The 13263-nt window shown below is 39.4% G+C and carries 11 protein-coding genes and 2 pseudogenes; 3 read left to right on the top strand and 10 right to left on the bottom strand.

Going from position 1 to position 13263, the window contains the following annotated elements:
* Positions 1-105 precede the first annotated feature (105 nt).
* Together MMG03_RS06590 and MMG03_RS06585 are read right to left on the bottom strand one after the other, a co-directional pair.
* Positions 106-1114, bottom strand: a pseudogene (locus MMG03_RS06590) (virulence RhuM family protein).
* A gap of 144 nt (positions 1115-1258) precedes the next feature.
* Positions 1259-2296, bottom strand: a complete 1038-nt coding sequence (locus MMG03_RS06585; RefSeq protein WP_249505924.1) for a YhcG family protein — start codon at positions 2294-2296, stop codon at positions 1259-1261.
* Positions 2297-3172: 876 nt separating this feature from the next.
* On the opposite strand from MMG03_RS06585, the gene MMG03_RS06580 reads away from it, so the two are divergent.
* Positions 3173-3493: a helix-turn-helix domain-containing protein gene (locus tag MMG03_RS06580; RefSeq protein ID WP_073285914.1), complete on the top strand. Its 321-nt coding sequence runs from the start codon at positions 3173-3175 to the stop codon at positions 3491-3493.
* A 110-nt stretch (positions 3494-3603) separates the two neighbouring features.
* On the opposite strand, the gene MMG03_RS06575 is transcribed toward MMG03_RS06580, so the two are convergent.
* Both MMG03_RS06575 and MMG03_RS06570 read right to left on the bottom strand, forming a co-directional pair.
* Positions 3604-4632 (bottom strand): exonuclease domain-containing protein, encoded by a 1029-nt coding sequence (locus MMG03_RS06575; protein ID WP_073285917.1) that lies wholly within the window; start codon positions 4630-4632, stop codon positions 3604-3606.
* Positions 4633-4745: 113 nt separating this feature from the next.
* Positions 4746-6344 carry an ATP-binding protein gene (locus MMG03_RS06570; RefSeq protein WP_073285921.1) on the bottom strand — a complete coding sequence of 533 codons (1599 nt, stop codon included), beginning with the start codon at positions 6342-6344 and terminating at the stop codon, positions 4746-4748.
* 219 nt (positions 6345-6563) lie between these two features.
* On the opposite strand from MMG03_RS06570, the gene MMG03_RS06565 reads away from it, so the two are divergent.
* Entirely contained in the window at positions 6564-7988 is a 1425-nt protein-coding gene (locus MMG03_RS06565; protein WP_073285924.1) for a hypothetical protein, read from the top strand.
* A 155-nt stretch (positions 7989-8143) separates the two neighbouring features.
* Entirely contained in the window at positions 8144-8290 is a 147-nt protein-coding gene (locus MMG03_RS06560; RefSeq protein WP_170932357.1) for a hypothetical protein, read from the top strand.
* 156 nt (positions 8291-8446) lie between these two features.
* On the opposite strand, the gene MMG03_RS06555 is transcribed toward MMG03_RS06560, so the two are convergent.
* The 6 genes and pseudogenes from MMG03_RS06555 to MMG03_RS06530 all read right to left on the bottom strand — a co-directional run bounded on the left by MMG03_RS06555 (position 8447) and on the right by MMG03_RS06530 (position 13149).
* Positions 8447-10387: an LlaJI family restriction endonuclease gene (locus MMG03_RS06555; RefSeq protein WP_083539757.1), complete on the bottom strand. Its 1941-nt coding sequence runs from the start codon at positions 10385-10387 to the stop codon at positions 8447-8449.
* A gap of 12 nt (positions 10388-10399) precedes the next feature.
* On the bottom strand, positions 10400-10945 hold the full coding sequence (locus MMG03_RS06550; RefSeq protein ID WP_263859286.1) for a DUF1016 domain-containing protein: 546 nt from the start codon (positions 10943-10945) through the stop codon (positions 10400-10402).
* A 57-nt stretch (positions 10946-11002) separates the two neighbouring features.
* Positions 11003-11374, bottom strand: a pseudogene (locus tag MMG03_RS06545) (DUF1016 N-terminal domain-containing protein); the annotation flags it as partial.
* Positions 11375-11639: 265 nt separating this feature from the next.
* Positions 11640-12023: a hypothetical protein gene (locus MMG03_RS06540; protein WP_073285932.1), complete on the bottom strand. Its 384-nt coding sequence runs from the start codon at positions 12021-12023 to the stop codon at positions 11640-11642.
* Entirely contained in the window at positions 12005-12610 is a 606-nt protein-coding gene (locus MMG03_RS06535) for a hypothetical protein (RefSeq protein ID WP_073285935.1), read from the bottom strand. The genes MMG03_RS06540 and MMG03_RS06535 overlap by 19 nt, the downstream gene beginning before the upstream one ends.
* Positions 12607-13149 (bottom strand): hypothetical protein, encoded by a 543-nt coding sequence (locus MMG03_RS06530; protein ID WP_073285938.1) that lies wholly within the window; start codon positions 13147-13149, stop codon positions 12607-12609. The genes MMG03_RS06535 and MMG03_RS06530 overlap by 4 nt, the downstream gene beginning before the upstream one ends.
* Positions 13150-13263 lie beyond the last annotated feature (114 nt).

Here is a 13263-nt window from a genome sequence, read left to right as displayed (position 1 = left end):
TCATCCGAAATTAATGAGTTTTTACGAGCAAAATCTTTTTCGACAATTTTCCTTCAGACTTATTTAAAGGGAGGCAATTGGGAAAATACCCACCGTGGTCCGCTCTTATCGCAGTCTTTTATTCGTCTTCTTCACGAGTTTGTCAAAGTCCGATTCAATCTTTTGCGTCTTGTTGAAAACATCATATTCAGCAAAGGCCTTGTGTTCCGCCTGCTCGAGAGAAAATTTTCCCTTACCTTCGAGAACCTGATACTTACGGAACTCCAGGAACTCATTTACAGCACCAGCAAACTGTTGCATGGTAAACGGGATTTCTCTTTCAATCAAATCTTCCACATAATCAAAAAAGCCGCTCACAAGACGCTCCAAACCTTCTGATCTCCTTTTCGGTCAGATAGTTCTTGGCTATAGCGACATCGCTTTTCAACACGCGACCGTCAGGTGAGTTTTTCCATGTCTGGAGTCCCATATGTTCCTTGGATGCATCGGCGTTTGCAGCGACAATTTCTGCAGCGGTCTGCCCAGTAATCGCAAAGTGGAACTTGTTCTGTACAGTCGCATAGAATTCCTGGGTAACCTCGGAATCCTTATTGTAATCAAAACTGCATTCAGCAAAAATATCGGTAATCTGCTGCCAAATCCTACGTTCGCTTGCACGGATCGAGCGTACCCGCTCCAGCAATTCACGGAAATAGTCTGCACCAAAAGCGTTTTCACCCTGCTTCAGGCGTTCATCATCCAAGACAAAGCCCTTGCGGATATATTCCTTGAGAACGCCCGTCGTCCAAATACGGAACTGCGTTGCGCGGGCGGAACTGATGCGATAACCTACAGAAATGATGGCATCGAGGTTGTAGAATTTGGTATTATAGTTTTTACCATCTGCGGCAGTTATTTCCAAAATGGAAATAACTGTATTTTCCTGAAGTTCACCTTCGTCAAAGATGTTTTTCAAATGCTTTGAAATTGCCGGAACATTAACGTTGAACAGTTCCCCCATGGCCTTTTGCGTAAGCCAAATAGTTTCATCCTTCACCAAGGCGTTCACCTTGACATCTTCGTCAGGTGTGCTGTACATAAGGAACTGCAACTGTTTTTGAATACTATTAGCCATCATTTCTCCTTTCCGTAGACAAGCGTATAACTACGGACGTTTACTGCACAAATAAAAAAGACCCACCGTGGTCCGCTCTTATTGCTAAGATCGCGTGGTGGGTACGATTGCCGGGAATCTACTCTCCATCAAAAAACTAAGGTCTTAATGCGTTAAATGTTTAACTTCTTTGAAAGACTTGATTTCGTCAGCCAGAACTTTCTGCAGTTCTTCCTTGGGCAACAGTAATTGATAATCAGCAACTCCAATAGGCTTGCCAACACCATCAAGCGAAAGTTCAACTTCAACATTATCTTTTGTTGCACAAAGAATAATACCGACCGAACGATTTTCACCTTCCCCGCGCTCCAGGCGGTCAAGCAACGAAAGATAATAGTTCATCTTACCTACATATTCCGGCTTAAATTCACCCACTTTCAAATCAATTGCCACCAAACATTTCAGTTGCCTATGGAAGAAAAGCATATCTACCCTGCTTGCTTTCCCGTTGAATTCCAGCTCATGCTGATTTCCAATAAAGGCAAAGCCCTTTCCAAGTTCCAAAAGGAACTGTCTAACCTTTTCAACAAGTTTTCGTTCCAGTTCCAACTCCATTACCGGCTCTGTAATTCCAAGGAAACCCAGGTTATAAGTGCTGCGAAATGCTTCGTTCGCAAATTCCGCCTGACCTTCGGGCAACGTGTCCTTGAAGTTGTTTTGAGGGCGGTTAAGAGCAGCACGTTCATACATTTGCATTTTCACGGCGTTTATCAGCAAATCACGCGTCCATCCCTTGGCAACGCACTCCGAGGCGTAAAAAAGGATTTGGTTGTCGTCATCTGTAGTCCGCATCAATTGCAAAATATGTCCCCATGGCAAAAGTGCAACAGCCTGTTGCACTTTTGAATTGCTTTTAGAAAAACGTTCGTAAAATTTTTTCATATTCCAAAGGTTTCTCGGGGCCACCCCCATATCCGGGAAATGTCCCTTTAAATCTACAGAAAGGCGACGAACAACAGAATTTCCATGTTTACTATCGAGTTTGCGTTCATGCAGCACTTTCCCGATTTCCCAATAAGCGGCATTTTCGCCAATATTTAGTTGACGAGCAACGTTTACACGAGCCTGTTTAATTACTGCAACAGCCTGTTGCAGAATTTCACCATATTCAGATTCTACCTGCAAAACAATCTTTTTTGTCATAATATTCTCCGTACGTTTAAACCACCATTTCCCCACGCCGGGAAAATGGTCGATAGCATTCTTTTTGATTATAAAGATGTTCCCTACATTGCGTAGAGATTGGAGGTTCTAGCCACATTGTTGGCGGAGGTATTCTCCGGCGTTACCTGGCGCGATGCACATTTCGGCGATCTCACGCTCTTGAGCAGGCTGCGTCTCCTGCCAGCTATCCAACAACATCAACCAGATGGTTAATGAACCTTGCCGCGAATGCACGTACGGACTTTTGCAAGTCTATGTCGACTGTCGCAAGGAGTGATGAATCATGGAATAAATATAATTAAAGATTTTGACAGTAAAGTGTCAAAAAACTTTCTTCGGGCGGCCCGGCGCAGAAAGCGCCGTCACGCTCTATTTTATGGGGCTATTACATAGCCCTCATAAAACGGAGCCTCCCCGCCTACCGCATACCAGTAATGCAAAAAAGGCGGATGAGTCTCCGCCCCAAGGGGTCACGATCGTTGCCGCGATGCGGGAAGAGAACGCAACAACATGGAAAATGAATTCTTTGAGAGAAAAACACACACACCTTGCACAGATAAAAAGTTTTGTGTATCTTTTAGGGTGAATGAGTAATCCCCATGCGTGGGGCAGGTAAAACTCTCTGCTTGACGTCGTCGCCTTAGTTCATGACCTGGCGATCAACGTAGGGCACTTGATATTATGTCAAAAATGACATATATTTAATGAGTTCCAAACATAAACCTTTGGCATGGCTGATTGTTCAGCCAAAATCTCCACCATTGTCACAAAAGGCGAGAATTACAAGAAAACGAATAAAACTCCACAGGACGTGATAAATCTCTGCAAGAAGAGGCTTGCTGCATACGACGCAAAGTGAGGCTATATGAAAAGGCGAAAAAAGAAAGACTTGAAAAAAAAGGCTGGAAGGTCGGTGATATAGATGAAATTCTAGACCTAAACGAAGCTGAAATGGCCATTATCGAAATGAAAGTTGCACTTGCTAAGGCCCTGGTAGAAAAACGGAAGAAGAACGGTCTATCTCAAGAAGAAGTGGCAAGGATATCAGGAACAAGCCAATCGCGCTTGGCAAAAATGGAAAAAGCGAACGCCAGCGTCTCCCTAGAGCTGATGATACGTGTGCTGTTTTCAATGGGTTCCAGCAAGAAAGAACTCCTAAAAACCATGGCCGGATAGTATGTCGACAGTGTTGAAAAAAAGACCCACCGTGGTCCGCTCTTATCGCTAAGATCGCGTGGTGGGCTTGCAAACAGTTTTACGAGGCTTATTCCTTGGCTGATGAAATCCTAATGACGAGCAGCCAATTCAGCCTTTATTCCTCTTAAAGAAGATGATTTCGGCTCAATAAATTTTTTCGTATCAATATCAGGAATATTGCGGCCTTGTTTTTCCAGCGAGAAAGAGTCTAAACCCCGATCCTTCAACAACTCATTTAAATGAACATTCTTTCGTTGTGGCGCACCGTCATCTGGATTAATAAAAGTTTCGCCATCGGGATAAACAACGATTACATCCGAACCATTCTCCAAACAAAGTTTTGCTCCGTTCTCGTAGAATAGCTTTGTCAAGGCAAAACACCGATCAATATCATATTCAGCACTGATTATGAAACGAAAGGACCCCTCTAGTTTATTGGATTTAGGGCGTTCACAGATTTTACCATAATAATCCAACATCTTAACTAACACGTGCTTCCGATAAACTCGAAGTCTTCTTTCAAAACAGGCTGTTTTTACGGATTCAATACAATCATGCATTCCTGCTGCAGAATTGGCCTTTTTCTGCGTTTTTTCGAAACAGGCCTTGAACAGTCGCATGGTGGCCATGGCATCATCGCAGCTCTTATGCCATGTGAGATCAGAAACATCTACACCCATTTGAGATAGGGATCCTTCCAAGCTTGCAGAAATCCCCATATAAGTTTTTAAAAAACTACGAATATCAAAAGTTTCAAACCTTATTGAAGCAAGATCATATCGTTTACACGTGTTTAGCAGATAATCAATATCATGGGCTACAGCAAAGCCAACCACCAGGGCTTTGGGTGTCAAAAGGATTTTCTTAATAATTTCGTACTGCTTGGGGAAATTAGGCTGTCTTTTAAACTCATTCTTCGAATAACCCAACCTGCAGTCAGAATCTTCCCAAAAAAGTTTTTTATTGAATCCGGCCTCTGGATTAATCAAAATGTCCCTAGATTCCAACACATTGAACTTTAAGTCCGTAATGACATAACCAAAAGAACAAATGGCGCTATAATCGCGCGTGCGCTTGGCACATTCAATATCAAAGAAAACAAGTTTTTCAAGAGCCATGGGGAAAGAACCTAAACTGTACAAAAAATAGATATTGCGAATCGTTTGCAATTATTTCAAATAAAAAGCAACTCTTATATGAGAGTTACTTTTTATTATTCATTACAGAGGCGCTAGATCGTTGTCACTACTAAACCACGAGCAATGGAAACGAGTTTATCCAAAGATTGTTTAAGTTCTTCTTTGGTGAAAGGGATGTTATAATTATTTTCTGGATGATGTATGCAATTTCTAACATACGTCTGCAATGTCACAGGACAAGCAGGTTGAACATTACCCCTATAAATTCGAATCCAATTCTTATTTTTGATGCAACCTTTATTCTCTAACCACGCTTCAAAATTTTTCTCCTGTTCATATTTAGCATCCTCCGTCATTGCCTGCGCCTGCAGATATCCATAAAGTTCATTATGAAATTCCGTTGATATATCCCCAAAAGCGTTATAGTTCGCCTCATTCAAAGATGGTGTCGGAAGACAATTGGAAACAAAAGGAATAACATCTAAATTTCCCTCAACCTTCGCTATCATTCTTAAATTCGAAAAATCTAGGTTTTTGACAATTTCTGAACTATGCGTGGTAATTAGCACCTGAGTCCTTGATTCATTCGCAAGCTGTTTTAAAGCTTGTACAAGCATTACTTGATGCTCTTTGTGCTGAGACGTTTCTGGTTCTTCTATTGCATAGATAACATCAGTATAATGATTCTCAACTTTTCTTCGTTCCGCTTCAGCTCTGAAGAAATTAAGAAGAACTAACCTTTTAACCCCACTTCCTCGTTTATTAATAGAAATATCGTTATCTCCAGAAATAGACAATCCCTTATACACATCAGTCCATTTCAAACTATCTACAGATGGTATTTTAGGATGCAAGCTTTCAGAAATTTCTTCTGACATTTCTCTCAGTTTAGCCAACGTCAAATTTGCGACACTCTGTACTTTAGCACGGACTCTTTCGTCAATTTCAGCTAACGCATTTTGAATAGAAGGTTCTCTAAAAATTTCACGAATTGCAGCTTTTAATGGATCCTGAACTTCATCGTCACTGTCACTATTTTTTCTATCTGATTGGAACAAAGAGTATAAAGGCAAATAATCATGCAATCTGTCCCAGACACCCTTTATATCACCATCTTTAGACGAAACATCAATTGGAGTATATTGACATCTTAAATCATTTGCATAATAGGTCCAAATAGCGGCACGCATTTCCGCATTTATAGACTTATTGCATTCAATACCCAATTTTTCAATTATTTTCTTTAAACCCTCATTTTTTCGTTGTAATAAGTCACGGCATTCTGGATTACTTGGATGATTCGCATTTATAAAGACTTTGATTGAAGTCGCCTTTGAATCCCCATTCTTGAACACTTTCAATACATCTAAATTACCATCTTCGTCCAATAAATATTCTTCACTAAGTTTTGTTTCAAAGGTTCCGTCCAAAACAACTGTTTCCGGCAATTCAGTAAAGATCGCCCCTATTTTAACATCTGTATCGCCGTTTTGTAAATTTTCAACATTCACATCCGTTTTATCAATCTTTATCACGCCTTTGCCATCATTAAAAAATATGTCCAAGGCTTCCATAATTGTTGATTTACCAATGTCATTTTTACCAACAAGCGCTGTCAAATCTGAAACATCAATGGAGACCCTGTTTTTATAGCCTCGAAAATTTTCAATGTAGACAGTTTTCAACCTCATTTTAGTCTCCTTTTTTTACATATCCCAAACACCGGATCGTTCAATCCGTTTCAAAACAAATTCAGAAATTTTAATTGAATTTAAAATCCCCCAAAAATGTTTCCTAACTTGGGAGAAAAGATAACACTTTTTTATGTAATCCAACACAAATGGGGCGTAAACACTCGTAAAAAAGTGTAACTTTTAAGTGTATTTGATTATGTAGGTGAAAGGGTTGTAATGCGATTATCATACGATTTTAGCGGACTGTTTGATTGCTCTGCCGATAAGACACGTGATTTGCCGGAAGAATTCAAGGTAAAAGCCAAGAAATTCTTTTGGACTTTCGATAAGGTTTCCGTTTTTCCGGAATTGGAAATTCCTGTATTTTTCAATGACTTTTTTGAATACTTACAATCACCAGATGTCTTGCCGAGCCTAAAGCGTTACCAAAAGGTATTCGTCTTCCCATTTTATTATCAAAAATTCAAAGAGAAAGCTGCTGACGAAGTAAATCGCAGAAGCCTGTATATGGGTTTTGAAGGCTGCATTCCTGAGTTCAATACAGAACAAATGACGGATCGTCGCCGTAGAGAATATGTGCAGGAGTTTCGAAAAGGGGAATGGCCGGATATCAAAAATCCCCTAGACATTTTTGGCGACGCGGAGTCCGACAACATATTCAAAAGGATATTTCAGTTCATTTATGCAGCATCTGTTTTTATTCGGTATTGCGACGAATCTCGCATCGATTTTGACCTTCTTGGAAGCATCAGCTTTTCAAAGGATCCCGAGCAATCGTCCAATCGGTTCAAGAATGTACCATTTGCAGTGAATGAAGCAAACACTCCACTGATTATTGATTTTTTCTTCCCCATAATACAGGAAAAATCTTTTGACCATCTCGGAATAGATGCCCAGTTAAATTTATTATTTACTCGTAAGTTGGCAAGCAACTTTACGAAATGCGAGCGAAGCCATATTTTCCAAGAATGTATAGCAAAGGTGTTCTTGCCAGCCTGGAACCAGAAGAAGAAAATATTTCACGAGCGAAAGGGCTTTAAGACAAAACTATCTACGCTGTTTAAGGAACTATTATTTAGAGCACGTTTTTACGGAATAATTGCGACACCCTACATTGACTTGGTGGATGACGAGTCCTCTTATCCTGACGCAGTCATGGCAAAGCTGGAATTGTCCCATTTGAGCTACCGCAATAATTCCCTCCTCGATACAAATAAGTTCATCAAGAGATCTAGATCAACGTATTCCATGCGTTTAAAAGGAACTCCCCTAAAAAACGACCAGAATGATGAGGAAAAAAATATTTTGTCACTTGTAAAGATGCCCAAAATCTTACAATTTTTGAGCTACATCTCTGAGCAACGTTCCTTTATAGAAAATCAGATTTCATTAGAAAATGCAAATCGTGAGGAAGTGTATAATTTTTTGTATAACACCCTTACAGAAAATTTCCAAGACGTAAGGGAATTTCTGCAAACGAACAAGGCAAAGTTCACTAATATGAATTCGGAAAGATGGATGTTCCCTACGTTAATGGACAGACTCATGTATTTTAGATTCCTAACTTATGGTGATTTTGTAGAAGTATCAAAAATCAACCTGGATGTTCCGGAATTCATCAATTGGGCGCTAAAAAAGTAACGACCACAAAATCTTTGCTATTTTGTTAACGACCACAAAATTGGTTCTGATTTGAAACCCATCTTCCCTAGAAGATGGGGTTTTCTTAATCTACATTACTCCTTGCGCAAAGCTTTGGCAATTAAAACATACAACATGCTTTATAGGAGTAAAACATGCCTAACAAAACTCAAGCAAATCTCGACCATCATGCAAACCAGATGAATCCTAATAACCAAGCTTATCAGGACCGCATGAACAATCATTCCAATCAGTTGAATCCCAATAATTGGCGTTACCAGCCGCCTAAGGGAGGAAAGTAATATGAATCTCGAAAACGGACCTTCTACAACAGGCAAAAAATCAGGTGGCGGTCGCGGAAACAACCCGCCTGGTGGAGGTAAATAAAAAATCTCGCAGCATCCCTCAATGATGGGGCGGAGCCTTTCATAGGCTTCGTCCTATTTTACACAACCGTTTTACTTTATATCATTCACCACTTTCGGTGAATATTCATGGGTAATGTCATTACCCGGATATGCATTTATGGCATCTTGGTAATAGGATTTATTTCTTCCGGCAATAGTTCTTACATCTTCAATTTCAATCACATAATAAGACTGTGCAGAAAAATTGCTCTTTTCAATGCCGCATCCAGCAAGCTTTTCAGCAAGAGCACTTGCATTGCAAATCTGCAGTTTCCCAACTACGTTGCCAACAATAACGCCTTCGCCATCCGTGTAGCCGGCAAAGGTTTTGCAATTGATCAAATGCGGATGTACCGGATACACAAATCCGTTTCTTGTATGGTAGAAATAGAATATCATTTTAGAATAGCCGCGATGCAAAAACTCCACATAATCAGGTTTCAAGTAACCGACCATGGTTAATTGCTGTGCGGAGTAACCTGCCCTAACTTCAGCAACCTGCAACAAACTAGGAATTATGGCATCATAGCTATAGTCTTTTGACTTCTGAATTTCAGCCACACATAGTTCTAATTCAGTCTTACGATTTCTACCACCTACGTAAGATTTCCACAATTCATCTGGATTCACATAAGCCAAATGAATAGGCGGCAAACGATTCAAGCCCCATTCCATAAGGGGTTTCATATCCACCGTTCCAAAAGCCTTGATAAAGTCAGTTGTTTTCTTTGATGACTGCATCGGGAATAAAAATGCGTTAAACACATTTTGAATTCCATTCTTTATCAAATACTCAAGAAACGCCTTGTGATAAACAAACTGTTTTACAACATCTTGTACACCGGGATTATTTGAAAGAACTTTCTTTGTCCATTTAGGCAAATAGTATTTTCCATCAAGAATACAGAATGTATTATCCGAAGCCTTGCAAACAATATCGGGAATCAATGTTTCCTTGGAAATAGGATCTTCATTATCTTCAAATTTCCATTCAAGGCAATCGATATACTTTTTAAAGGACTCGTATTCGTTCTTAAACACTTCCCCGCATGCATATTCCCAGACGAGGTTCAGGGAATTCGTTCCCCAGAGGCTGAAGGAATCTTCCTGTTCGTCCGTTTTCTTTTCGGCCACATAAGTGTAGAGAGTCTTGAGAAGCATTTGCTTGCGAGTCACGAACTGCGAGGCAATTTCTCGTTCTAGACGATACTTGATGTAGTCTGTATCTCCAAAATCATTAAGAGCCGCTTCGGTCAACTGAACAAACGGAACATCATCAAACAATTCCGTCAAGCCAAGATCTTCTAGATACTTGGAACATTCCGTAACAATGCATTCATGGAGTCGCTTGAAATAGTCGAAATCATCCGTTTGGTTTGCAATCGTCTTCAGTTCCAAATAATACGGACGATTATTCTTGAGGTATGCAAAAGTTTCATTGATGGTTCTGTCCCAATCAATCTCGCCTTCGCCATTAGTCTCTATAACTTCCTGATAGTTGGTGTAAATTCCATTCTCGTAATAATCATGGAGAATATGGAGAACCAAGCCAAGCATATTGAAGGTGCTACGTTCCTCGCCATTATACAAATGGATGGACTGCACTTTATCATTATGCTTTTGGATTGCCTTAAGGACAGACCTTAATTCTTTTACTAACCCTGATTCATCCTTCGGATCGTCGGGAAAATTATCAATATACTTGGGGTAGCATTTCAGAACACAATTTTCTGTATAGACCACACCCACATAATTCATTACATAGGCGATATCGGAATTTTCAGAAATTTCTTCGGCAATGACTTCGCTTTCTTCAGTAAGTCGGTCCAGATCAAAATTTTTTCTATTAACAGCCTTAGCAACACCGGAACGCTTAAGAGCAAATATCACCTTCTTGCCAGAATCTATATCCAAGCCAAGAATATCCTTAAACTCCTCCAGGGAGTAGGGGTGCATTTCTCTGAAATAGGCTGATTTCGGTATCTTTGGCATATCAGTTTAATTCTAGGACTTTGCCTTCTTTTCAAAGATTTCCTTTTGCATTTCTATTTCGCGGGCAAGCACCTCTTTGGACGGCATGTAAGTCAAGTATTTGGCTGCGTACATTCTTTTGTTCGTGGCGAGCGTTGAAAATTTCGCTACGTCTGCATTCGTATCAGAGCAAAGGATTATGCCGATTGTAGGATTGTCCCCTTCGGTACGTTTGTAGGAGTCGTACAGTTTCAAGTACATATCCATTTGGCCCACATCCTCGTACGAAATTTTACGGGTCTTAAGATCCACAAGCACAAAGCACTTGAGCATATAGTTGTAGAAAACGAGATCGATATAATAGTCATCGTCTTCGGTGTGGATGTGTTGCTGACGATTTACAAGAGCGTAGCCCTTGCCCATTTCCATGAGAAATTTTTGCAGGTGGTTTAGAATGGCGTTTTCAAGAGTCGATTCCGTAAATGCGGCCTCCTGATTCAAGCCAAGAAACTCGACAATCATGGGGTTCTTGATAAACTGAGATTTTTCCTTTTGGTAATCCGCAGTAAGGGCTTTCATTTCTTTAATTACAGCGGCTTTCTTATTCTTAGGAGTCTGCACCAATCGATAATAATACTGCGAAGCGATATTGCGCTTCAAGGTGCGGTAATCCCATTGTTCCGACGCGGCTTCCTGCATGTACCACAGGCGGGCCTTTTCGTCGGCGACTCGCATTAAGTTCTCATAGTGCATCCAGGATAGCTAAGGAAGCATGGGGGATCCGTTATCCGACTCGTTAAAAAGGGCAACCAATGGTTGCCCTTTTGGGGCAAGTGTGTTCCTAAAATTCGCTGGTAAGGCGCGAAGAATCTGGAGACTTTTGAAATTAAGGTAAAATTTCCGAAAGCTTTTTATTGTCGCAACCGAAAATCCCTTCCCAAATTTTTCTGTCAACGACTCCGATGCCAACTGAATGACATGCTTGCCATACCCGGCGCGGGCATACATTCAAGCGCATCGCGGCGCTCATTTTCAATCTCATTCACTAAAGCCGAACTTTGGATGCTAACATTTTTTTTCAAAAATTGATGAATTTCAAAGATAAAACGACACGAAATTTTTTGAATCGACGAGTAAAAAAGAGAAACCGTGTCAGAACACTCGTGCAGAAAAGTGTAAATAAACTAATTTTTAAAAGGTTGAATCAGAATCACTAGTTCAATCTTTCAATCAGTATGTAATAGTACATTACTTATGGGAATGAAATTTACATTTAAAGATTGCCAAATTCCGAAAAATCAGGCAAAACAAGTGGTTTAATCCGAGACTGTTCCATAAAATCTTTTATAAAAAGACGTAATTTTTCATACGCAATAGGACTTCCCTCATCACGCAATAAAGATTCTTTTTTTTCTATTGTCAGCTCATCAGAAGAAAAATCAAAAACAGCATCAAGAATAACCTTTACAAAAACTTTATCATCTTTTGATTTTGCGTTAAACTCAACTTGAACACGTCCGTCTTTTACTTTATCATCTTTTGAGACAATGCTAGAAAAGGAAAGACTCAATTGCAATTCATTTTCGCCCTTGTCAATATTCTCTACATCTAAATGCAGACTATTGATTCGCCATTTTTTTAGCACAACGCCGCACATATGAGATCCTCCTTTTTATAGGATAGTTTTGTAGTCATCGTTGATTTCTCTTTACTTCGAATATTTTCCTTACGATAGTAAATAGAATACTCGACAATATCACTATCATTATTGAAACGAAAATTTTTTCTTTGAATTCTTTGGCATGTGGCGTTCAAAATAAATTGTGCATTCAAAATGTGTTTCACTTCAAAAGAATTGTTGAATTTTATTTGATGCAAAAATTTCTCCACCTCAGGATCAAGGGATCCATATATAGCCCCTTTCTTGGGCAAATTATCCTCTTCAAAACATTCAATTGACTCTGCAGTGCAAGCTTGATCAAATAAAATAACGTTTGCATTCCATTTTTTTGAAGCTTTTTTGAACAACGAATCCATAGATATTTCATTGTCCAACATTTGAATTAACGATTGTTTTTCAACTTTTGCAATGGAATATTGCAATTCATCAATGTCAGCACAATACGCCAAAAAGAACTCACCTATATCATTGTTACACACAAAAAGAACGGGTATTTCATAAAAGAACAATACCTGCTTTGGTGTCAGATGTTTTTCATCAATTATGAAGTTAGGGAAAATCATTTACAAACCTGAAATTTCTCTTTTATGTTTATACCATTATATAAAAAGCAATGAACGTGCCACGGATTTCCATTTTTATCACTTATTATTCCTTGTGAATCTTCTACAATTCCCTGTGCAATGTATTTACCCTTAGACGGTTTTGCAAAAAGACTTTCCAATTTCTCGCGGGAAACAGAAAAAGAACAACTGTATAATCCCATATCATCATTTTTAAAATTCTTTCGCCCGTTACTTGAACGAAAAAAATTTACTTGCGCGAGCAAGTCAGGTGGCATTTCAGCCTTTACAACATCCTCATTCCCCGCAGATTCTAATTTTTTAACCCAATGAAAAAGTTCTGCTTGAGACAGAAAGTCTGAATCATACAATTCAATGTTTCCGTCTTTAGGTTTACAACGAAGTCCCCTATATAACTGTTTTGGAGCAAACGCTTTTTGAGGATCAAAAGTGTCAAAACTAACAATTTTGTCTTGTAAGGCTTTCTTCAAGACGCTAGGAAATTTTTCAATCGCTTCATTGAGTTCTTGTTCATTCATTACGATAACAATATATCTAAATATTAAAACATAAACAATAGGCTTATCATCCGTATTATACCAAATTTTACCATATTTGCCTTACAAATCATGCTTTTGAAGGGAAAAATACTT

This window comes from Fibrobacter sp. HC4 (assembly GCF_023373925.1).
In the GTDB taxonomy this organism is placed as follows: Bacteria; Fibrobacterota; Fibrobacteria; order Fibrobacterales; family Fibrobacteraceae; genus Fibrobacter.
This window is presented reverse-complemented; position numbering and strand designations above follow the sequence as displayed.

Coding starts and splice junctions, on each gene's coding strand:
- MMG03_RS06585 (WP_249505924.1), bottom strand. CDS start 2,296: ATGACAAAAAAGATTGTTTTGCAGGTAGAATCTGAATATGGTGAAATT.
- MMG03_RS06575 (WP_073285917.1), bottom strand. CDS start 4,632: ATGGCTCTTGAAAAACTTGTTTTCTTTGATATTGAATGTGCCAAGCGC.
- MMG03_RS06570 (WP_073285921.1), bottom strand. CDS start 6,344: ATGAGGTTGAAAACTGTCTACATTGAAAATTTTCGAGGCTATAAAAAC.
- MMG03_RS06565 (WP_073285924.1), top strand. CDS start 6,564: ATGCGATTATCATACGATTTTAGCGGACTGTTTGATTGCTCTGCCGAT.
- MMG03_RS06560 (WP_170932357.1), top strand. CDS start 8,144: ATGCCTAACAAAACTCAAGCAAATCTCGACCATCATGCAAACCAGATG.
- MMG03_RS06555 (WP_083539757.1), bottom strand. CDS start 10,387: ATGCCAAAGATACCGAAATCAGCCTATTTCAGAGAAATGCACCCCTAC.
- MMG03_RS06550 (WP_263859286.1), bottom strand. CDS start 10,945: ATGAAAGCCCTTACTGCGGATTACCAAAAGGAAAAATCTCAGTTTATC.
- MMG03_RS06540 (WP_073285932.1), bottom strand. CDS start 12,023: ATGTGCGGCGTTGTGCTAAAAAAATGGCGAATCAATAGTCTGCATTTA.
- MMG03_RS06535 (WP_073285935.1), bottom strand. CDS start 12,610: ATGATTTTCCCTAACTTCATAATTGATGAAAAACATCTGACACCAAAG.
- MMG03_RS06530 (WP_073285938.1), bottom strand. CDS start 13,149: ATGAATGAACAAGAACTCAATGAAGCGATTGAAAAATTTCCTAGCGTC.